Here is a 21,153-nt window from a genome sequence, read left to right on the forward strand (position 1 = left end):
CTTTGGTTAATTTCTTTATTCACCGACCCGTCTTTGCGTGGGTGCTGGCGATTGTGACCATGCTGGCGGGGGCGTTTTCGCTGACGCAGCTGCCTGTGTCCCAGTACCCCGACATTGCGCCAACCACCGTCCGCGTCTCGGCCACCTATACCGGTGCCACTGCCGAGGCCGTGCAGAACTCTGTGACCTCGACGATCGAGGATGCCATGACCGGCATCGACGGTCTGCTTTATATGGTGTCCGATTCCAGTGAGGGGTCATCCAGCATCACGCTGACCTTTGACGAAAGCGTCGAAGGTATTGATGCCCAGAACGAGGTCCAGACCAAGGTCCGCCAAGTCGAAAGCCAGCTGCCCGACCGCGTGCAGCAGTCCGGCGTCAGCGTGCGCCGTTCGACCAGCTCGATCCTGATGGTGGGGGCGCTTGTGTCCACCGATGGCCGCTATAGCGCGGTGCAGCTGGGGGACATTCTGGACCAGACCATCAAGGGCCCCGTGCAGCGCGCCGACGGCGTGGGCGGGATCAACGTGTTCGGTTCGGGCTATGCGATGCGCATCTGGCTGGACCCGCTGAAGCTGGCGCAATACCAGCTGACGCCCTCGGATATCACCAGTGCTGTGACGGCCCAGAATACCACCGTGTCGGTCGGTAGCCTTGGCACCCAGCCCACCGTTCAGGGCCAGCAGTTCACCGCCACCATCACCGCCCAAAGCCAGCTGACCAGCGTCGAGGAATTCGAAGCCATCCTGCTGAAAACCGAAGAGGACGGCAGCGCCGTTTATCTGGGGGATGTCGCGCGGGTCGAGGTCGGTCAGGAAAGCTATGGCGGGGACAGCCGCTTTAGCGGTCTGAACGCCGCCGGTTTCGGTGTGAACCTTGCCACCGGTGCGAACGCTGTGGACACCGCAGCCGCCGTGCGCGAAGTGCTGACCCAGCTAGAGCCCGCTCTGCCCGAAGGGGTCGAGATCCGCTATGCTTATGACACCTCGCCCTTTGTCGAGCTGTCGATCGAGAAGGTCTATCATACCCTGATCGAAGCCGTGGTTCTGGTGTTCCTTGTGATCCTGATCTTCCTGCAGAACTGGCGTGCGACCATCATTCCGATCATCGCCGTTCCTGTGGTTCTTATGGGGACGTTCGCGATCCTTGCGGCCCTTGGGTTCACGATCAACACGCTGACCATGTTCGCCATGGTTCTGGCCATCGGCCTCTTGGTGGACGACGCGATTGTGGTCGTGGAGAACGTCGAGCGGGTGATGGATCAGGACAAGCTGGAGCCCTTGCCCGCCACCGAGCGCAGCATGGGCCAGATCACCGGCGCGCTGATCGGTATCGCGCTGGTTCTGTCGGCGGTGTTCCTGCCGATGGCGTTCTTTGGTGGCTCGACCGGTGTGATCTATCGCCAGTTCTCGGTCACGATCATCTCGGCGATGGTGCTGTCCGCTGTGGTGGCGCTGATCCTGACGCCTGCTCTGTGCGCCAGCATGTTGCGCCGCACCCACGGGGCCGGTATCGCGCCCGCCCGCTGGTTCAACCGCAACTTTGACCGCCTGAACCGTGGTTATGAAAACACCGTGGGCCGCATCCTGCGCAAGCCGATCATCATGATCGTCCTGTTGGCCGGGATCGGTGTGGGGGCTTGGCAGATCTACGAACGTCTGTCCTCGTCCTTCTTGCCGACCGAAGACCAGGGGATGCTGATGACCATGGTCCAGCTGACCGAAGGCTCGACCACGCAGCAAACCCTGTCTGTGGTCCAAGAGATCGAGGATTACCTGCTGACCGACGAAACCGACACCGTGGAAAGCGTGTTTGCCGCGCTTGGCTTCGGCTTCGGCGGGACGGGGCAGAACAACGCGATGCTGTTCATCAAGCTGCACGACTTTGACGACCGTGCCGCTGCCGAACAGGCAGCAAGCGCGCTGGCCACCCGTGCCAACATGCGCTTCATGGGGCACCGCGCGGGGCAGATATTCTTTATGCAGCCGCCCGCAATTCAGGGTCTGGGCAACACCAACGGCTTCTCGATGTACCTCGTGGATAACGGGGGCAACGGGTACGACAGCCTGATCGAGGCTGCTAACGAACTGGTCTCCAAGGCAGGAAGCGACAGCCGCCTGACCAACGTCCGCGTGTCTGGCGTCGATCCTGAAAGCGCCCTGCGCATCAACATCGACCAGCAAAAGGTCGAGGCGTTCGGCGTGTCTCTGTCCGACATCAACTCGATGCTATCGGTGGTGTTCAGCGGCTCCGAGGTCAACGATTTCGTTCTACAGGGCAACCTGCGCCCCGTGATCGTTCAGGCCGAGGCCGCCAACCGTATGCAGCCCGAAGACATCGAAAGCTGGTACGCCCGCAACGACTCGGGCGAGATGGTGCCGTTCTCGAGCTTTGTCACCACCGAGTGGGTTTCGGTTCAGCCCAAGCTGTCCCGCTATTCCGGCTCTGACGCGATCGAGATTTCGGGTAGCAACAGCGACACGTCCTCTTCGGGGGCCGCGATGGACGCGATGGAGGAACTGGCCGCAACCATCGACGGTGGCTACGGCGTGGAATGGACCGGTATCAGCTATCAGGAACGTCAGTCTGGCGATCAGGCACCGTACCTTTATGCACTTGCCGTGCTGGTGGTGTTCCTGTGCCTTGCCGCCCTGTACGAAAGCTGGACGGTGCCGTTCTCGGTCATGCTGGCGGTTCCGGTCGGTGTGCTGGGGGCCTTGGCCGCGGCGTATCTGTTCGGTCAGTCGAACGACGTCTACTTCAAGGTGGGCATCCTGACGACCATCGGTCTGGCTGCGAAAAACGCCATTCTGATCGTCGAGTTCGCCAAGGATCTGGAAGCCCAAGGCAAGTCCCTGATCGACGCCACGATGGAGGCCGCGCGCCTGCGTCTGCGCCCGATCCTGATGACCTCGCTCGCGTTCATGCTGGGGGTTGTGCCCTTGGCGACCGCGACGGGGGCAGGGGCCGCAGCCCAGAACGCCATCGGTATCGGCGTGCTGGGGGGCATGGCCACGGCGACCTTTATCGGCGTGTTCATGGTGCCTGCGTTCTACGTGATCGTCCGTCAGGCCACCCAGCGCCGTAAAAAAGCCGCCTAAGGGGAGCCCAACAGCAAAAGAAAAACGCCGCCCCTTGATCGGGGCGGCGTTTTGTTATTCGGCGGCTTGGGCGCGGACCGGCGAGACGATCTGCCCGATGTCGGGGATGCGCCCGTTATGGGCCAGCACATGCACCGGCCCTTGGACAAAGGCGTCGATGGGGCCGTGCTGGATCACACCGCCCGCCGCCTTGACCATCGCCAGACCGGCGGCGGCATCCCAGATGTTCAGGACGCTCTCGTAATACGCGTCGAACCAGCCGGACAGCACCCCGAGGAACCCGATGGTCGCCGCGCCGTGGCGGCGGTGATCCATGCCCGCCTCGCGGATGCGGGCGATGCGGTCGGTGTATTCGTGCATCGGCGCGCGGTCGGAATAGCCGATGGACACCAGCCGCACTTGATCCGGATGAACGCGCGCAAAATCCACGGGCAAACCGTTCACACAGGCACCGCGCCCGATCTGACCGCTGGCCATCAGGTCCTTGTCGGGGGCAAAGATCACACCCAGTTCGAACTCGGTCCCGTTGAAATAGGCGATCGAGATCCCCCAATCGTCCATACCGCGGCTGAAGTTGGTGGTCCCGTCGATGGGGTCCACGATCCAGCAACCGTCCAGACGGCCTTTCAGGCCCTCTTCCTCTCCCAGTACGCCATCTTCGGGATAGGTCTGGGCAATGCGCTCGCGGATCAGCGCCTCGACGGCATAGTCGGCGTTGGTGGCGTAATCTTCGGGGGCCTTGATGGTGTAATCCAGACCACCGGCCTGAGCGCGCATCTCTTGGGCCAGTTGGCCTGCCTTGCGGGCAAGCGCGACGGCAAATCCGAGCCGGTCAGCGTTCATGAAAATTCTCCGATACCTGACGAAACGTTCTGGAAATTCATTTCGGGCGTAGCCTGCCACCCGTTTTGCCGCAAGCGCAGCATGGGCGTTTGACAAAGAAAAAGCGCGGGCTGGTGTGAACCAACCCGCGCAATGCGCAAAGAACAGGAAAGGGGAGGTTTGTTCTTTGCCAGGAGAGATCAGGCGGCTGCGGCCTCGGCGGGCGGTTCAGCCGCGCCGGTCATGAATGCTACCGCATCGGACATGGTGTAGTCCTTGGGGTTGATGGTGCACAGACGGCGGCCCAAGCGGTGCACGTGGATGCGGTCTGCGACCTCGAACACGTGGGGCATGTTGTGGCTGATCAGCACAATCGGAATACCGCGCGAACGGACGTCCTGAATGAGTTCCAGCACCTTGCGGCTTTCCTTGACCCCCAGCGCAGCGGTCGGTTCGTCAAGAATGATCACCTTGGAGCCGAACGCAGCCGCACGAGCCACGGCAACGCCCTGACGCTGGCCACCGGACAGGGTTTCAACCGCCTGGTTGATGTTCTGGATGGTCATCAGGCCCAGTTCGTTCAGCTTTTCGCGGGCAAAGGCTTCCATCGCCTTGTTGTCCAGCATGCGGAAGTATTTGCCCATGAAGCCCGGCTTGCGCAGTTCACGGCCGACAAACATGTTGTCGGTGATCGACAGGGCAGGGGACAGGGCCAGCGTCTGGTACACGGTCTCGATGCCTGCGTCCCGTGCCTCGAGCGGCGACTGGAACTGGATGCGCTTGCCTTCGAGGGTGATCTCGCCTTCGTCGGGCACAACCGCGCCCGAGATGGCTTTGATCAGGCTGGACTTTCCCGCGCCGTTGTCGCCGATCACAGCGAGGATCTCGCCGGGGTACAGATCGAAGTCGGCGTTGTTCAGGGCGGTCACTTTGCCGTAGCGTTTTACCAGACCACGGGCTTTGAGAATGGGTTCTTGGGTCATCATGCCGACACCTTCCGGATCCATTGGTCAATCGAAACAGCGAGGATGATCAGCCAACCCACTGCAAACACCTGCCAGAGCACGTCCACGCCAGCCAGCTTCAGGCCCGACTGGAACACGCCCACGATCAGCGCGCCAAACAGCGCCCCAAGGATCGAGCCGCGCCCACCGAACAGCGAGATGCCCCCGATCACAACCGCGGTGATGGACTGCAGGTTACCTTCGTAGAACGCCTGAGGGCTGATCGAACCGATGCGGCCAACGCTGCTCCATGCAGCAATCGCGCAGATGAAACCGGCCAGCATGTAGACTTGAACCAAGGTGCGGTCAGTGCGGATACCGGCCAGTTCGGCGGCTTCTTTGTCGTCACCGATGGCATAGACGTGGCGGCCCCATGCGGTCTTGTTCAGCAGGTACCACAGGGCAAAGAACACGACGATCATCAGGATCGAGCCATAGGTCACGCGGGCCGAACCCAGCTTGAACGCTTCGCCAAAGAATTTCAGGGCGGCGGCGCTGGCGTCGATATCCTGCGAGCGGATGGACTGCGCGCCCGACAGCCACAGGTTCAGCGCGTAAAAGATGTTCCACGTGCCAAGGGTCACGATGAACGGGGGCAGTTTCAGGCGGGTGACCATCAGGCCGTTCAGGAAACCGGCCGCAGTGCCGCCAGCAAAGCCGATCAGCAGCGCAAAGAAGGTCGGCACACCCAGCGAAATCGCGGTGTTGCCCATGATCACGCTCATCAGAACCATGATCGCGGCAACGGACAGGTCGATGCCTGCGGTCAGAACGATCAGCGACTGCGCGGCAGCCAGCAGACCGATGATCGACACCTGCTGCATAATCAGGGTCAGGTTGAAGGCAGAGAAGAATTTGCCCCCTGCAATCACACCGAACACAGCGACGGACAGGGCAAGGACAATAACCGGCACCAAGGTGGGGTTGCCGTGGAGGGCCTTCTGGATGTGGTCCATCAGCCCTTTTTGATTGTGCTCGAAGGAGGCGACGGTTTTGTCGCTCCGGTCGAGGGATGCTTCAAAATCCTGACCTTTGGGTCGGGATAGGGTCTCGTCGCTCATGCGCTCCTCCATGGCTGCCTGCGATGCAGCTGCGGTGACTGAGTGTTTCGGGGGAGAGAAAGGTATAAACAAATCGGGGGGCGGATAGTCCGCCCCCCTGTATGGCGGTCAGGCTTGGATTAGCCCCAGCACTTGCCCAGGCCAGCTTCCGAGGTGATCGACTCGATGCCGTCAACGGGCTTGTCGGTGATCAGTTCGACGCCGGTGTTGTAGAAGTCCAGACCTTCGGAGTTCTGGGGCTTCTCGCCGGTTTCAGCGAAATGCTTGATCGCTTCGATGCCTTTGGAGGCCATCAGCAGCGGGAACTGCATCGAGGTCGCGCCGATCACGCCGTCCTTGATGTTCTGCACGCCGGGGCAGCCGCCGTCGACCGATACGATCAGAACGTCGTTCTCACGGCCAACCGACTTCAGAGCTTCATAGGCGCCAGCTGCTGCGGGCTCGTTGATGGTGTAGACGACGTTGATCTCGGGGTCCTTCTGGAGAAGGTTCTCCATCGCGGTACGGCCGCCTTCTTCGTTGCCGTTGGTCACGTCGTTGCCAACGATGCGTGCGTCGTCTTCGTCACCGATGTCGGTGGGGTCTTTGATGTCGATGCCAAAGCCCTGCAGGAAGCCGTTGTCGCGCAGATAGTCGACCGAGATTTCCGAAGCGTTCAGGTCCAGCAGCGCGATTTTCGCGTTTGCTGCACCGTCGCCGAGGGTCGCTTTGGCCCACTCGCCGATCAGAACGCCAGCTTTGAAGTTGTCGGTCGCAAAGGTCGCGTCAGCGGTGTCTGCGGGCTCGAACGGGGTGTCCAGCGCGATAACCAGCAGGCCAGCTTCGCGCGCCTGGGTCACAACGGGTGCCAGAGCGCGGCTGTCCGACGGAGTGATCAGGATGCCCTTGGCGCCCGATGCGATGCAGGTTTCAACCGCTGCAACCTGGGTTTCTACGTCGCCGTCGATTTTGCCGGCAAAGGTCTGCAGGTTGATGCCGTTGGCTTCTGCGCCAGCGATCGCGCCTTCCTTCATTTTCACGAAGAAGGGGTTGGTGTCGGTTTTGGTGATGAGGCATGCGCCAACTTCGTGGCTTGCTGCCATTGCAGGAGCTGCTGCGATCGATGCTGCAACGGCTGCGCCCGCCATCAGTGCGGTTTTGATAGTGGTCTTCATTTGGTTCCTCCCAAGTATAAAACTGACCGTCCTCACGGTCACCGGATCGACATTGCTGTCTCCCTTGGCCGAAAGAAAAACCTGATTCACGACCGTTCGTCAATAAATAAATCAATCTGATTTAATATTGACAGACTGCCGGATTTTTAGAAGCTTGTGGGGATTGCGCAGGCGGAATACCAAGGGCGCCTGAGGGAGAGAGAATGGACAGTCAGACTTTTGCCGCTACTGGTAATAAGACGGTAGGCCGCGTTCGCGGGTCTAACCAAACCGGTGTACGCGCCCATAACGAACGGCTGGTTTTGACGCTCATCCGTCAGCATGGACCCTTGGCCAAGGCAGAGATTGCGCGGCTAACCGGTTTGTCTGCACAGACAGTTTCTGTGATCATGCGCTCGCTCGAGGCTGATGGCCTGCTGACCAAAGGCGAGCCTGTTCGCGGCAAAGTCGGCCAACCCTCGGTCCCGATCAAACTGCGTCAGGACGGTGCATTTTTTCTGGGGCTCAAGGTCGGACGGCGTAGTCTGGACCTGGTTCTGACCGATTTTCTGGGGGTGATCCGCAGCCGCGTGCACCTGACTCACCGCTTTCCGACCCCCGATGGGACGGTGATGTTCGCGAATCACGGCATCGCCCAACTGCTCGACCAACTCTCGGAAGAAGAGCGTGGACGTATCGCCGGCGTGGGAATCGCCGTGCCGTTCCGCCTGTGGGACTGGGCCAAATCGCTGGGTCTGGCGCCCGATGCGATGGACGACTGGCGCACCCGCGACATCCGCGCCGAGATCGAGAGCCGCTGCGACTTCCCCGTGTTCCTGCAGAACGACGCTTCGGCCGCCTGCAGCGCAGAGGTTGTGTTCGGAGAGGCCGACGGGCGCCCCAACGACTTTCTCTACTTCTTCATCGGGTTCTTTGTGGGCGGCGGTCTGGTGCTGGATAACACCGTTTACACCGGCAAAACCGGCAACGCGGGCGCGGTGGGTTCGGTCCCGATCGCGTTCAATGGCACGCGCTTGACCCAGTTGGTGGACGTGGCCTCGCTGTCTTGTCTGGAAAACGCGATGGTCGAACAGGGCCTGACCGCAGACGCCATCTGGGCCAACCCCCAAAGCTGGTCGGTTCCCCAAAGCCTGATCGACACATGGATCGAGGACGCGAGCGAAGGGTTGGCCTATGCCATCGCCTCGGCGTCATCGCTGATCGACTTTGGCTGTGTGATGATCGACGGTTGGATGCCCGAGGATATCCGCGAAGAGCTGGTCAAACGTACCCAAGACAAAGCGTCCAGCCTGAACACCGCAGGCATCGAGCTGCCCCACATTCAGGCGGGCACCATAGGCAGCGACGCCCGTGCCTTGGGCGCGGCAAGCCTGCCGTTGTCCGAACGGTTCCTTGTGGATCGCAATGCGCTGATGAAGGGCTGATCAGCCCTTCGCCCGCTGCGCCTCTGGTTCGATGATCTTGGGGCGGCGCACCAGTATAATGGCGGGGTTTTCCACGCCATCCTCGGCCACGGTGCGGGCCAGATCCCCCAGAGTGGTTTTCCAGATCGCCTCGTCCGAATGGCTGGCGCGGGCCACGATTTCCACCGTGCAGTCGGCGGGGGCACCGTTGCCCATCAGGGTGTCCGCGATCTCTCCGGCGCGGGCCACGGCCATATAAAGCGCCAAGGTCGCGCCTTCGTTCAGCATCCGGCCCCAGTCGGGGTTCGGCGCGCCGGGGCGGCAGGTGCCGGTCGAAATCACCACATGGTCGGTCTGCCCGCGTTCGGTCAACGCTCGGTTCAGGGAGGCCGCTGCTGCACTGGCCGATGTCACGCCGGGAACGATTTCCACCGCGATGCCCGCGGCTTCGGCGGCGGCCATTTCCTCGGTGCTGCGGCCAAAGAGCGAGGGGTCACCGGACTTCAGGCGGACCACTTTCTTGCCCTGCTTGGCGCTGGCGACGATGACTTGGTTGATCTTGTCTTGAGGCCAACTGTGCGCGCCGACCTCTTTGCCGACGAACACACGCTCGGCGTCGCGGCGGGCCAGTTCCAGCACGTCGGGATCGACCAGACGGTCATAATAAATGATGTCCGCTTCTTGCAGGCGGGCCACGGCGCGCATGGTCAGCAGATCGCGCGCGCCCGGTCCGGCGCCGACCAATGCAATACTGCCCACGGTCGGCTCGGCAATCCCGCCAGCCTCGATCTCGGCTTTTAGCATCTGAGCTGCTTCGCGCTCGGCGCCCGAGCGGTGCTTGTCCCATGCCGCGCCGCTGAACGTCCGGCGCCAGAATTCGCGGCGGGCCTCTTTGGGTACGCGGAAGGCCACGGCATCGCGCAAACGCCCCGCCAAAGCGGCAAAGCCCCCGAGGCGCGGGTCGAGCATGGTTTCGATCTGGGTCTTGATCTGACGGCCAAGGACGGGCGCGGTGCCCTCGGTCCCGATGGCGACGACGACCGGATCGCGGTCCACCAGCGACGGGGTGGTCGCGTCACACAGATGGGGTTGGTCCACCACGTTCACCACGACACCCGCCTCTTTGGCGATGGCGTGTATGCTGGCGTCGATGCCGGGGCAGCCGGTGCCGATAAACACCAGCGCGGCCCCACGGAACAGATCGGGCGTGATCGGACCCGCATAGTGGCTCGCACGCCCCGAATCGACCAAGGCCGCCAGCTCGGGCTCTAACTCTGGCGCGGCCAACACAATCTCGGCCTCGGTCTTCAGGATCAGACGGGATTTCTGAGCGGCTTGTTCATCTCCACCCACGATCACCACGCGGCGACCGGCCATCGTCAGGAACATGGGGAAAGATTTCATGGCACTACTCCTGTAACCCGAAATATCAGGCCGTTACGGTTGCCGACCGTTTTGCCCACAGGTCTTGTGCAAGTGCAAGGCCCTGACCGTCAGCAGCGGCACCGACCGTTTCCAGCGCGACAGCGGCGGTCCCCAGAACGATCGCCTCAGCATAGGGGTCTTGGTGGGTGCCCTCCCAGAACTTGGTCAGGTACTCGGCCTCGTGCGGGGTGTCGGTTTCGGACAGGCGCTGGTGGACGTCCAGAATGGGGTTCGCCATCCCGTTCCACAGCTGACCATCGCGCAGCCCGTGCAAGGCAATCGGCTTTGCGGGGTTGCGTTCGAATTCGCCGCCGCCGCCCTTCAGGACGGACAGTTGCGGTTGCCCCAGCAGGGCGGATGCTTCGGCCTGAAGCGTCAGATAGGGCGGGTGGAACACGCCTTGGACCTGAGCAGGTGCTTCGGCAGGGTTCATCACGCGGCAGGTGGTGTTAATGCAGGACCGAAGGCCCAATACATCGCGCAGCTTCAGCAGCGCCAGCGCCTGAGGCGCAAAGTTTTCCAGCGGCAGATAGGCGATCTGCCCTTCGGCCAGCAGGCGGTTCGCATCGGCATAATCGGCCGCCATCGGAATGCCCACAAACGGCAGCGCCGAGCGGACGTCCGCCCCCTCGGCCTGATAGCTGTTCCAACCGTGCAGCAGCACCGAATGGCCCGCCATCGCGACGATCCGCGCGGACAACAGGAACCACGGCAACCCGCGGCTGCGGCCCGCGGCATAGGTCGGCCAGTCCAGCGCCGGACGGTCACCCTGCCATTCCGGCAGCGTGGCGCGGAAGGCGCGCACGAACCCCTCAATCTCCTGAGGCTCTTCCCCTCTGTACCGCATCAGCATCAGCAACCCGCCAACCGCCTCGGGGGCGCATTCGCCGCGCAGGATGATGGCCATGGCCTCCTGCGCTTCTTCGGCGGTCAGATTGCGACTGCGCCCCGGGCCACGGCCCAGAATGCGGACGAAAGGAGCAAGTTGGTTCATTCAGCAGCCTCCGGAACGGGACGTTTGGCCAACAATTGTGCCAGCTCTGGCCGACAAGAGCCACAGCTTGTTCCCGCTCCGAGTGCCTCACCGATTTGAGCGACCGAGGTCAAGCCCTGCTCGGTGATTGCGTTGAGGATGGTGTTGATGCCCACGTTTAGGCAGGCGCAGACCGTGGCCCCCGGATCGGGTTGGTCGGCGCCGGGCCGACCTGCCAACAATTCTGGACCAGCTTTGCCCAATTCCGAAATCACATGGGTGCGAGACAGGGCAACAGGGTCCGGCGCGACGAACAGAACAGCCTGAACGCGGCCTTCTTCCATCAGGGCGACGCGGGCGATGCCCTTGGTCGGATCGTCGAACACCACGGCTTCGGCGTTTGGCATGCCGAACAGGTCGCGGGCGTAGTCTTCCCAGTCGTCCTTGATCTGCAGGCCCGCCAATTCCGCGCGGTAGCCAGAGTTGCTGCGGCCCAAGGCCCAGTAGCTTGCGTTCGGCGTGAATTCCTTGGAGCTGGCAGCGAAACCGTACCAAGTCGCGTCGAACCGCTCAGCGGCGGTGACGCTGGCTTTGCTCTCGGGCTGGCCCGAGACGGGGTCCACATGAGCGGTCACCAGACGGTCGATGCGGCCCGTGGGGGCGTTCTGGCCGGTCCAGTGGATGGGCGCAAAGATTGATCCGGCCTGCGCTCGGTCGGTGATCAGAACACGCAGGATCGCCTCGCCATTGGGGTTCGACAGCTGGATCAGGTCCGCATCCGAAACGCCGAGCCTTTGTGCGTCCATGGGGTGCAATTCGGCGAAAGGCTCGGCAATGTGCTGCGTAAGGCGTGCCGATTTGCCCGTGCGGGTCATCGTGTGCCACTGGTCGCGCACCCGTCCGGTGTTCAGGCGGAAGGGCAATTCGGCGGTCGGTTGGGACAAGGGCGCGCGGTGGGTCAGCGCCAGCATCCGCCCTTTGCCCGAGGGGGTAAAGAACTTGCCGTCGCCGAACATGCGGCCGGTCGGACCCTTCGAGGTCACGGGCCAGCGCTGGGGTTTCATCGCGTTGTATTCGGCGTCGGAAATGTCGCTCAGGCCGGAAATGTCAAAGTCCCGCCCCATGTCAGCAGCCAGCCCCGACAGCGCAGCGTATTCGCGGAAAATCTCGGCACCGGTTTCATAGTCGAACGCCTCGGCGTATCCCATCCGGCGACCCACATCGGCGATGATCGCCCAATCGTGGCGGGCCAATCCGGGCGCGGGCAGCACCGCGCGCTGACGGCTGATGGTGCGGTCCGAATTGGTGACGGTGCCGTCCTTTTCCCCCCAGCCGGTGGCGGGCAGGACCAGATCGGCCAGTTTCGCGGTGTCGGTTTGGTCGGTCAGGTCGCTGACGACAACGAAGTCACAGTCGCGGATGGCGTTGGCCACGGCGTCGGCTTCGGGCAGGGACACGGCGGGGTTGGTGCACATGACCCACAGGGCCTTGATCTTGCCGTCGGACATGGCGCGGAACATGTCCACGGCCTTCAGCCCTGCCTTTTCGGGCATCCGCGGTGCGTTCCAGAAGTTCTGGACCACATGGCGGTGCTCGGCGTTCTCAATGTCCAAGTGGCAGGCCAGCATGTTGGCCAAACCGCCAACCTCGCGCCCGCCCATGGCGTTGGGTTGACCGGTGACGCTGAACGGGCCCATCCCCTCGCGGCCAATGCGACCGGTGGCGAGGTGGCAGTTCAGGATCGCGTTTACCTTGTCACTGCCCGAGGAGGACTGGTTCACGCCTTGGCTGAACACGGTCACAACCTTCTCGGTGCCGATCCACATGTCGGCAAAGGCCTTCAGGTCCGCGGCAGACAGGCCGGTCACAGCGGGATTGTTCGCCATCGCGGACTGGAGCGCATCGTCGAAGCCCTCGACATGGCTGTCCACAAAGCTCTGATCCACTGCGCCACGCTCAGCGATTTCCGCGAGCAGATAGTTGAACAGGGCCACGTCGGTGCCCGGCTGCAACGCCAAGTGAAGATCGCTGAGGTCGGACGTTGCCGTCCGGCGCGGATCGACGGTGATCACGCGCATCTTGGGGTTCTCGGCCTTGGCGGCCGCGACGCGCTGGTACAGCACGGGGTGGCACCACGCGAGGTTCGAGCCGACCAGAACCAGCAGATCGCAGGTCTCCAGATCTTCGTACACGCCAGGGACGGTGTCGGTGCCGAACGCCCGCTTGTGGCCCGCCACGGTAGAGGCCATGCACAGGCGCGAGTTGGTGTCGATATTGGCCGAGCCGATGAATCCTTTCATCAACTTGTTGGCCACATAGTAATCCTCGGTCAGCAGCTGACCCGAGACGTAGAAGGCCACGGAATCGGGCCCGTACCGGTCGATCGCGTCCTGAAACTTGCGCGCCACCAAATCCAGCGCGTCGTTCCATGGGACATCTTTGCCATGCAGCTTGGGCTGCAGCAGGCGACCGTCCAGATCAACTGTTTCTCCAAGGGCAGAGCCCTTGGAGCACAGGCGGCCAAGGTTCGCGGGGTGGTTGGGGTCACCCTTGACACTTAGGCCGCCGGATACGTCGGGCGTGGCCAGCACGCCGCAACCGGTGCCGCAATAGGGACAAGTGGTACAGACCGTCGCGCCAGCTGCCATGGGGCCGGAACGGCGGGATACGGAGCGGGGAAGATCTGCACCATCCATTATGCTGCTACCTTGTTGATTTCGCTTAGATCCATGAGAACGCGGCCATTCTCGACGCGGGCGGGGTAGGTGGCGATCTGACCTTCGTCAGCGCCCTGAGCCTCGCCGGTTTCCAGACTGAACACCCAGTTGTGCAGAGGGCAGGTCACGGACTTGCCGTGGACGATGCCCTCGGACAGGGGGCCGCCCTTGTGGGGGCAGCGGTCCGAGGTCGCGAAGACCTCGTCGTCATCGGTACGGAACACCGCGATGCAGCCCGCGTGGGTTTTCACGATCCGTGCGCCGCGCACGGGGATGTCTTCCAGTGCGGCGATGTCGGTCCAGCTCATTCTGCAGCCTCCAGGGTGAAATCTGCGACGGGGGCGAAACGCTCGGCCTGTTGAGGCGCGGCTAGATCCGCCCACGGATCCTTGCGGTAGATGGATTGGGACAGCTCAAACCGTTCGGCCAGCGCCTTGCGGTTGGCCAGATCATCAACGACCTGTTCCTTGACCCAATCGAGGCCGACTTTGGCGACCCATTTGTAGGCGCGGTCCAGATACTTGGCGTTCTCGCGGTAAATCTGGATGAAGGCGCAGGTCAGTTCCAGCGCTTCGGCTTCGGTCGGCACTTTGGCAAGGAATTCGGTTTCCTTGACGTCCATGCCTGCCGCCCCAGCGACGCTGACCTCGTAGCCCGAATCCACGCAGATGATGCCAACGTCCTTGCAAGTCGCCTCAGCGCAGTTGCGGGGGCAGCCAGAGACCGCGAGCTTGACCTTGTGCGGAGTCCACGACCCCCACAGCGCCTTTTCCAGCTTGATCCCCAGACCGGTCGAATCCTGTGTGCCAAAGCGGCAGTGATCCGTGCCCACACAGGTTTTCACCGTGCGTAGACCCTTGGAATAGGCGTGGCCCGAGACCATGCCCGCCTGGTTCAGATCGTACCAGATGCCGGGCAGGTCCTCTTTCTTGATCCCAAGCAGGTCGATGCGCTGGCCGCCGGTCACCTTGACGGTCTTGGCGTTGTACTTCTCGGCGGCGTCGGCGATGGCGCGCAGCTCGTCAGGGGTGGTGATCCCGCCCCACATGCGCGGCACAACCGAATAGGTGCCGTCTTTCTGGATGTTCGCGTGGTTGCGTTCGTTCACAAAACGCGACTGCGGGTCATCCTGATATTCCACCGGCCAATCGGCCAGCAGGTAATAGTTGATCGCCGGACGGCAGACGTGGCAGCCGTTCACGGTTTTCCAACCCAGTTCCTGCCAGACGGCCTGCTGGGACTTCAGTTCCTGCGATTTGATCAGGCGGCGGACGTCCTCGTGGCTGAGGTCGGTGCAGCCACACACCGATTGGACAGAGGGCATGACAAACTCGTCGCCCAAAGTCACCGCCAGAACCTGTTCGACCAATCCGGTGCAGGTCCCGCAGGACGCGCTGGCCTTGGTCGTGGCGCGGATGCCCGCCAAGTCGTGGGCCCCCGCATTGATTGCGTCAACGATCTGACCTTTACAAATGCCGTTGCAGCCGCAGATTTCTGCGTCAGCCGGTAAGGCTGCAACGGCCGCCATAGGGTCCACAGAGGCGCCCCCTTGGTAGGCCGGACCAAAGATCAACGTCTCCCGCATATCCGAGATATCGGTGCCGTCTTTCATCATGCCGTAGAACCAGTTGCCGTCGGCAGTGTCGCCATACATCACGGCGCCGATGATCTTGTTGTCCTTGATCACAACGCGCTTGTAGACGCCGCGGGCCGGGTCGCGGAATACGATGTCCTCGCGGCCGTTCCCTTCGGCAAAGTCGCCGGCGCTGAACAGATCGCAGCCGGTGACCTTCAGCTTGGTCGAGATTTCACGGGGCTGGAAGGCCGCTTCTTCGCCCATCAGGGTTTTGGCGACAACCTTGGCTTGGTCATAGAGAGGCGCCACCAGACCAAAGACCGCGCCGTTGTGTTCGACGCATTCGCCGACCGCCAGCACATCGGGGTCAGAGGTCACCATCTGGTCATCCACGTGGATGCCACGACCAACCGCCAGACCGCAATCGGCCCCCAGTTTGGTGTTCGGGCGGATGCCGACCGCCATGACCAGCAGGTCACAGGGCAGTTCGGTGCCGTCATCCAAGAGCAGGGCGCGGACTTTGCCGTCCTGACCCAGAATTTCCTTGGAGTTGGCCTTGCACTTGACGGTGATGCCCTTGTCCATCAGGGCGCGGCGCAAGAGGTACCCTGCGGGCTCGTCCAACTGGCGCTCCATCAGGTGACCCATGATGTGCACCACGGTGACTTCGACGCCGCGGGCCGCCATGCCGGCCGCCGCTTCCAGACCGAGCAGGCCGCCACCGATCACGACCACTTTGGACCCGGCGGGCATGTTCATCATGCGCTCGGTGTCCTCGAGGTCGCGGTAGGCAATCACGCCTTCCAGATCGTGGCCGGGCATCGGGATGATGAACGGGTTCGAGCCGGTCGCGAATAGCAGCTTGTCATAAGCGATCTCGCTGCCATCGCTGCCGCGCACAATCTTGGCCGCGCGGTCCACTTCGGTCACGCGGGTGCCGAAACGGGTGTCAACGCCGCGCTCTTGGTACCAGGCTTCGTCATGGGTGACGATTTCCTGATAGGTCTTCTCGCCCGACAGAACGGGAGACAGCATGATCCGGTTGTAGTTGCCCCGAGGCTCGGCGTTGAACAGGGTCACATCCCAGTCCGCCCCCGCCTCGAAGAGGTGCTCGAGCGCGCGGCCAGAGGCCATCCCGGCGCCGATCACAACAAGTTTTTGTGTCATCACCAAAACTTCCAAAAGGGTTTCTGTCCAGCAGGCCGTGTGGGTTTGAAACCGCGACCGCCAACGTCGTAGGCCGCGAATTTCATGACCGTGGCCAACAGGTTGTATAATTCGTCCCAGGCCATCTCGGCCTCTTGGTGGAAATCTGCTTCCAGAGTGCGGGCCAAGGTCCGCATCAAGGACGCCCCGAAGGTGTCGTAATCACCGGGCTGGACGCCGTACGCGACGTGCTTCTGCGCGATCTCTTCGGCCTTGGGGATCAGGCTTTCGATGTCGCTCAGGCCTTCCACCACAGAGGTGATCGCCGCCATCAGCTTGGCGCCTTGTTCGTCCATGTCCTTACCGTCGAAATAGGGACGGGTTTCGGGCGCTGTGGCGAACAGGTCTTCGTAGAAGTGCTTCGCAAAGGCGTCCTTCTGAGGCTCGATCTTGGCGAAGGTTTCTTCGATCAGGCTGATGGCGAACGGGGTCATCAATTACTCTGCCGCGATTGCTTTCTGGGCTTTGGCCTTGGGCTTGGCGCCGTGCTCGTACTCCTCGAGGAAGTCGAGGACCTCCTGACGGTAGGTGTAGTAGTCCGGGTGCTCTAGCAGGGCCTTGCGGGTGCGGGGACGGGGCAGATCGACGTTCACGATCTTGCCGATGGTGGCCTGCGGGCCGTTGGTCATCATGACAACGCGGTCCGCCAGCAGGATCGCCTCGTCCACGTCGTGGGTGACGCAGATCGCGGTAACCTTGGTGCGCGACCAGACTTCCATCAGCACTTCTTGCAGTTCCCAGCGGGTCAAGCTGTCGAGCATACCAAAGGGCTCATCCAACAGCAGCAGCTTGGGCGACAGGGCGAAGGCGCGGGCGATACCGACGCGCTGTTTCATCCCGTTCGACATCGAGGATGCCTCACGGTCCATCGCATCGCCAAGGCCAACGCGCTCGAGGTAGTATTCGACCACATCCTGACGCTCGGCCTGGCTGGCGCGGGGGTAGACCTTGTCCACACCGATCGCCACGTTTTCCTTGGCGGTCAGCCACGGGAACAGGTTGGGCGACTGGAACACAACCGCACGCTCGGGGTCTGCGCCCTCGACGTGGCGACCGTCCAGCTTGATCGCACCCTTGGAGATGCTGTTCAGGCCGGCGGCCATGGTCAGAACGGTGGATTTGCCGCAACCCGAGTGGCCGATCAGGCTGATGAATTCGCCGCGGTTCACCTTGAGGTCAAAGTTTTCGACGACGGTCAGCGGGCCCTTGGGGGTCGGGTAGATTTTGTGCAGCTGCGAGAAGTCGAGGAAACGCTCTTCGATCATGCCCTGCTGCGCGTCTTTGACGGCGGCGGGGATACCGTGGATCGGGGTCACGTTGGGCAGCTGGCGGGTGCCTTCGACGCGGGCTTCGATGCCGACGTCCATGAGGTAGTTGGTGACCTCCATCCGCAGGCGCTTGAAATCCTCGTCGTGGTTCATGGCGACGCGGTCACGGGGACGGGGGATGTCCACCTTGAAGGCGTCACCCAGCGTTCCATCGGGGTTCAGCGGGATGATGCGGTCGGCCAGCAGGATGGCTTCGTCCACGTCGTTGGTGATCAGAACACAGGTTTTCTGGTCTTCGTTCCAGATCGCCTCGATTTCGTCACCCAGATTGGCGCGGGTCAGGGCGTCCAGTGCCGACAGGGGCTCGTCCAGCAGCAGAACATCGGGGTTCATTGCCAGAGCGCGGGCCACGTTCACACGCTGGCGCATACCGCCAGACAGTTCGGCGGGGCGGCGTGCGGTGGCGTGGCTCAGGCCCACCATCTTGATGTAATGGGCGACTTTGGCTTCCTTTTCCGCCTTGGGCATCTTGGGGAAGACAGTGTCCAGCGCCAGCATGACGTTGCCGTGCACGGTCAGCCAAGGCATCAGCGAATAGTTCTGGAAGATCACGCCGCGCTCGGGGCCGGGGCCGTCGATTTCCTGACCGCGATAGGTGACGGTGCCGCGGGTGGGCTTCTCGATGCCCGCCATCAGGTTGATCAGAGTGGTCTTGCCGGTGCCGGAGAAGCCGAGGAGGACGAGGAACTCGCCCTCTTCGACAGTCAGGTTGATATTCTTCAGGACGGTGTGGGCATGGAGGCCCTGTCCGAAGGTTTTGGTCACATTCTTGAATTCGATGACGGACATAGGGATCACCGGTTGTTCGAGAAGGTAAAGGCGGCCTGGATCGCGTACATCAGACGGTCAAGGGCGAAGCCGATGATGCCGATGGTGAACACAGCAACCATGATGCGGGCGAGCGAGCTGGAAGAGCCGTTCTGGAATTCGTCCCATACGAATTTGCCAAGACCGGGGTTCTGGGCCAGCATTTCGGCCGCGATCAGAACCATCCAGCCCACACCGAGCGACAGACGCAGACCGGTGAAGATCAGGGGCAGCGACGAGGGCAGAACCAGCTTGGTGATCTTGGTCCAGGTGTTCATTTTCAGAACCTTGGACACGTTGACCAGATCCTTGTCGATCGAGGCCACACCAAGCGCGGTGTTGATCAGGGTCGGCCACAGCGAACACAGGGTCACGGTGATGGCCGAGGTCAGAAAGGACTTGGCGAACCAGCCGTCGGTGGTGGTGTAGGTTGCCGACACGACCATGGTCACGATGGGCAGCCATGCTAGCGGCGACACGGGCTTGAAGATCTGGATGATCGGGTTCAGCGCAGCGTTCGCATAGGGCGACAGACCGGCCATGATCCCCAGCGGGACAGCAACAATGGTCGCCAGCAAGAAGCCGAAGAACACGGTTTTGATCGAGGTCCAGATCTGCTGGTAGTAGCTCGGCGCACCGGTATAGGCGACGACTTTGACCTCGTCAGCGCGGCCGGCGGCGATCAGTTTTTCGTTGCGGGCGGCGACTTGCGCCTCGAATTTGGCTTGCTTGGCGGCTTTGGCCTGCGCGTCGGCGTGCAGGTTAACGGCTTCTTCCCAGACGGCGACGGGACCGGGTACGGCACCCAGCGAGGTTTGAACCTGCGGCGCCAGAGTGGCCCACAGCATCAGGAAGGCGAGAATTGCGATCACCGGCATCCCGAGAAGGCGCCAGATTTCCTTGGCCTGACCTTTGGGGTTGTCGCCAGCAGCGGCGCGCAGGATCGGAGTGACCCAACCCAGACCCAGAACGGTGAGCCATTTGTCGGCAGAGTTGATGCGGGTGAAGAGTTTGGCGCGGCGGGCCTCGCGGGCCTGTGCGGCTGCAAACTCAGGATCGGCGATGGTCATGTGCGGGGCTCCTGCGGCTGCGGAAGGTAGGGGAGGTAAAGGGAGAAAAGCGGGGGGCGAAGGCCGCCCCCCGAAGTTTCAGGAGTTAGCCTTGGATCTCGGTGCCGACGACCTTCTGGTCGCCTTTCAGGCCGATCGGCAGGCTCTCGAGGTATGCGTTGGGCGCTTTGCCGTCGTAGCCGATGCCGTCGATGACGTCTTCGGCAGGGGTCGGTGCCTTGTAGCCGTCGCTATCCCAGGGGAAGTCGGCTTCGTTTGCCAGACCTTCGTCGACCAGCAGGCGGGCTGCTTCCAGATAGATTTCAGGCTTGTAGACCGACTTTGCCACTTCGTCGTACCAGCTGTCGGGCTTGGCTTCGGCGATCTGGCCCCAGCGGCGCATCTGGGTCAGATACCAGACCGCGTCCGAGTAGTAGGGGTAGGTTGCGTTGTAACGGAAGAACACGTTGAAGTCGGGAACGTCGCGCTTGTCACCTTTTTCGTATTCGAAGGTGCCGGTCATCGAGTTCGCGATCACGTCGTAGTCAGCACCAACGTATTCGGGACGCGACAGGATTTCCACGGCTTCGGGGCGGTTGGCGTTGTCGTTCTCGTCCAGCCACATCGCGGCGCGGATCAGCGCTTTGGTGATCGCCAGAGTGGTGTTGGGGTACTGTTCGGTGAACTCGGCGGTCATGCCGAACACCTTCTCGGGGTTGTTCTTCCACAGTTCGTAGTCGGTGACGACCGGAACGCCGATGCCTTTGAACACGGCCTGCTGGTTCCAGGGCTCACCCACGCAGTAACCATAGATGGTGCCGGCCTCGAGGGTCGCGGGCATCTGCGGCGGAGGGGTTACGGACAGCAGAACGTCTGCACCGATCTGGCCGGTGATGTTGTCGGGGCTGTAGAAACCGGGCTCCAGTCCGCCTGCTGCCAGCCAGTAGCGCAGTTCGTAGTTGTGGGTCGAAACGGGGAACACCATGCCCATGTTGAAGGGCTTGCCTTCGGACTTGTACTTTTCAACGACGGGCTTCAGAGCCGACGCGCTGATGGGGTGCTGGGGCTTGCCGTCTGCACCAACGGGGATGTTCGGCTTCATCTGGTCCCAGATTTCGTTGGAAACGGTGATGCCGTTGCCGTTCAGGTCCATCGAGAAGGGGGTCACGATGTGCGCTTCGGTGCCGAAGCCGATGGTCGCCGCCAGAGGCTGACCGGCCAGCATGTGCGCGCCGTCCAGTTTGCCGTCGATGACGCCGTCCAGCAGAACCTTCCAGTTCGCCTGCGCCTCGAGGGTCACGAACAGACCTTCGTCAAGGAAGTAGCCCTGTTCGTATGCAACAGCGAGGGGCGCCATGTCAGTCAGCTTGATAAAGCCGAATTTCACTTCGTCTTTCTCGAGTTCCAGAGGCGCCGCATATGCCGCGCCGGTCAGGGCGGTGGTCGCTGCGAGGGCCATCACGAATTTCTTCATTCTTTACTTCCTCTGTTGGTTGTGCCGTTCAATCGACAAAAACGCAAAAAGCC

Annotated in this window: 15 protein-coding genes; 2 read left to right on the top strand and 13 right to left on the bottom strand. The window is 62.2% G+C overall.

Annotation, left to right across the window (positions count from 1 at the left end; genetic code table 11):
* Nucleotides 1-2 precede the first annotated feature (2 nt).
* Nucleotides 3-3,101, top strand: coding sequence for an efflux RND transporter permease subunit (locus HJ536_RS14500; RefSeq protein WP_177158253.1), 3,099 nt, complete (start codon nt 3-5; stop codon nt 3,099-3,101).
* Between the two features lie 54 nt (nt 3,102-3,155).
* On the opposite strand, the gene HJ536_RS14505 is transcribed toward HJ536_RS14500, so the two are convergent.
* The 4 genes from HJ536_RS14505 to HJ536_RS14520 form a co-directional block, all read right to left on the bottom strand.
* Nucleotides 3,156-3,944 (bottom strand): inositol monophosphatase family protein, encoded by a 789-nt coding sequence (locus tag HJ536_RS14505; RefSeq protein ID WP_177158254.1) that lies wholly within the window; start codon nt 3,942-3,944, stop codon nt 3,156-3,158.
* A gap of 179 nt (nt 3,945-4,123) precedes the next feature.
* Entirely contained in the window at nt 4,124-4,906 is a 783-nt protein-coding gene (locus HJ536_RS14510) for an ATP-binding cassette domain-containing protein (protein WP_176855545.1), read from the bottom strand.
* Nucleotides 4,906-5,988 (bottom strand): ABC transporter permease, encoded by a 1,083-nt coding sequence (locus HJ536_RS14515; protein WP_176855491.1) that lies wholly within the window; start codon nt 5,986-5,988, stop codon nt 4,906-4,908. Before HJ536_RS14515 ends, HJ536_RS14510 begins: the two co-directional genes overlap by 1 nt.
* A 119-nt stretch (nt 5,989-6,107) precedes the next feature.
* A complete protein-coding gene (locus tag HJ536_RS14520; RefSeq protein WP_176855492.1) occupies nt 6,108-7,142 on the bottom strand; it encodes a sugar ABC transporter substrate-binding protein in 1,035 nt (344 codons plus the stop codon).
* A 203-nt stretch (nt 7,143-7,345) separates the two neighbouring features.
* Between HJ536_RS14520 and HJ536_RS14525 the strand changes: the two genes are divergently transcribed.
* Complete coding sequence (locus tag HJ536_RS14525) at nt 7,346-8,566, top strand: ROK family transcriptional regulator (protein WP_177158255.1); 1,221 nt, start codon at nt 7,346-7,348, stop codon at nt 8,564-8,566.
* Here HJ536_RS14525 and cysG read toward each other — a convergent pair whose 3' ends face one another.
* From cysG to HJ536_RS14570, 9 genes are all read right to left on the bottom strand, one after another.
* A complete protein-coding gene (gene cysG, locus HJ536_RS14530) occupies nt 8,567-9,949 on the bottom strand; it encodes a siroheme synthase CysG (protein ID WP_177158256.1) in 1,383 nt (460 codons plus the stop codon). It lies immediately after the preceding gene.
* 25 nt (nt 9,950-9,974) lie between these two features.
* Nucleotides 9,975-10,964, bottom strand: coding sequence for a glycosyl transferase family protein (locus tag HJ536_RS14535; RefSeq protein WP_177158257.1), 990 nt, complete (start codon nt 10,962-10,964; stop codon nt 9,975-9,977).
* A complete protein-coding gene (locus HJ536_RS14540) occupies nt 10,961-13,639 on the bottom strand; it encodes a nitrate reductase (RefSeq protein WP_177158258.1) in 2,679 nt (892 codons plus the stop codon). The genes HJ536_RS14535 and HJ536_RS14540 overlap by 4 nt, the downstream gene beginning before the upstream one ends.
* Nucleotides 13,639-13,968, bottom strand: a complete 330-nt coding sequence (gene nirD, locus HJ536_RS14545; RefSeq protein ID WP_177158259.1) for a nitrite reductase small subunit NirD — start codon at nt 13,966-13,968, stop codon at nt 13,639-13,641. Before nirD ends, HJ536_RS14540 begins: the two co-directional genes overlap by 1 nt.
* Entirely contained in the window at nt 13,965-16,403 is a 2,439-nt protein-coding gene (gene nirB / locus HJ536_RS14550) for a nitrite reductase large subunit NirB (protein ID WP_177158260.1), read from the bottom strand. The genes nirD and nirB overlap by 4 nt, the downstream gene beginning before the upstream one ends.
* A complete protein-coding gene (locus HJ536_RS14555) occupies nt 16,403-16,876 on the bottom strand; it encodes a globin domain-containing protein (protein ID WP_177158261.1) in 474 nt (157 codons plus the stop codon). Before HJ536_RS14555 ends, nirB begins: the two co-directional genes overlap by 1 nt.
* Before the next feature lie 3 nt (nt 16,877-16,879).
* Nucleotides 16,880-18,559, bottom strand: coding sequence for an ABC transporter ATP-binding protein (locus tag HJ536_RS14560; protein WP_177158262.1), 1,680 nt, complete (start codon nt 18,557-18,559; stop codon nt 16,880-16,882).
* 5 nt (nt 18,560-18,564) lie between these two features.
* Nucleotides 18,565-19,647, bottom strand: a complete 1,083-nt coding sequence (locus HJ536_RS14565) for an ABC transporter permease (protein ID WP_176855501.1) — start codon at nt 19,645-19,647, stop codon at nt 18,565-18,567.
* An 85-nt stretch (nt 19,648-19,732) separates the two neighbouring features.
* Nucleotides 19,733-21,100 carry a CmpA/NrtA family ABC transporter substrate-binding protein gene (locus HJ536_RS14570; protein WP_177158263.1) on the bottom strand — a complete coding sequence of 456 codons (1,368 nt, stop codon included), beginning with the start codon at nt 21,098-21,100 and terminating at the stop codon, nt 19,733-19,735.
* Between the last annotated feature and the right edge of the window lie 53 nt (nt 21,101-21,153).

The sequence above is a fragment of the Donghicola mangrovi genome (assembly GCF_013377535.1).
Lineage (GTDB): Bacteria > Pseudomonadota > Alphaproteobacteria > Rhodobacterales > Rhodobacteraceae > Donghicola > Donghicola mangrovi.

Excerpts from the sequence above, each read along its gene's own strand:
- HJ536_RS14560 (WP_177158262.1), bottom strand. The coding sequence starts at position 18,559 with ATGTCCGTCATCGAATTCAAGAATGTGACCAAAACCTTCGGACAGGGC.
- HJ536_RS14535 (WP_177158257.1), bottom strand. The coding sequence starts at position 10,964 with ATGAACCAACTTGCTCCTTTCGTCCGCATTCTGGGCCGTGGCCCGGGG.
- HJ536_RS14570 (WP_177158263.1), bottom strand. The coding sequence starts at position 21,100 with ATGAAGAAATTCGTGATGGCCCTCGCAGCGACCACCGCCCTGACCGGC.
- HJ536_RS14520 (WP_176855492.1), bottom strand. The coding sequence starts at position 7,142 with ATGAAGACCACTATCAAAACCGCACTGATGGCGGGCGCAGCCGTTGCA.
- HJ536_RS14505 (WP_177158254.1), bottom strand. The coding sequence starts at position 3,944 with ATGAACGCTGACCGGCTCGGATTTGCCGTCGCGCTTGCCCGCAAGGCA.
- HJ536_RS14555 (WP_177158261.1), bottom strand. The coding sequence starts at position 16,876 with ATGACCCCGTTCGCCATCAGCCTGATCGAAGAAACCTTCGCCAAGATC.
- cysG (WP_177158256.1), bottom strand. The coding sequence starts at position 9,949 with ATGAAATCTTTCCCCATGTTCCTGACGATGGCCGGTCGCCGCGTGGTG.
- nirB (WP_177158260.1), bottom strand. The coding sequence starts at position 16,403 with ATGACACAAAAACTTGTTGTGATCGGCGCCGGGATGGCCTCTGGCCGC.
- HJ536_RS14510 (WP_176855545.1), bottom strand. The coding sequence starts at position 4,906 with ATGACCCAAGAACCCATTCTCAAAGCCCGTGGTCTGGTAAAACGCTAC.
- HJ536_RS14515 (WP_176855491.1), bottom strand. The coding sequence starts at position 5,988 with ATGAGCGACGAGACCCTATCCCGACCCAAAGGTCAGGATTTTGAAGCA.
- HJ536_RS14540 (WP_177158258.1), bottom strand. The coding sequence starts at position 13,639 with ATGGATGGTGCAGATCTTCCCCGCTCCGTATCCCGCCGTTCCGGCCCC.
- HJ536_RS14525 (WP_177158255.1), top strand. The coding sequence starts at position 7,346 with ATGGACAGTCAGACTTTTGCCGCTACTGGTAATAAGACGGTAGGCCGC.
- nirD (WP_177158259.1), bottom strand. The coding sequence starts at position 13,968 with ATGAGCTGGACCGACATCGCCGCACTGGAAGACATCCCCGTGCGCGGC.
- HJ536_RS14565 (WP_176855501.1), bottom strand. The coding sequence starts at position 19,647 with ATGACCATCGCCGATCCTGAGTTTGCAGCCGCACAGGCCCGCGAGGCC.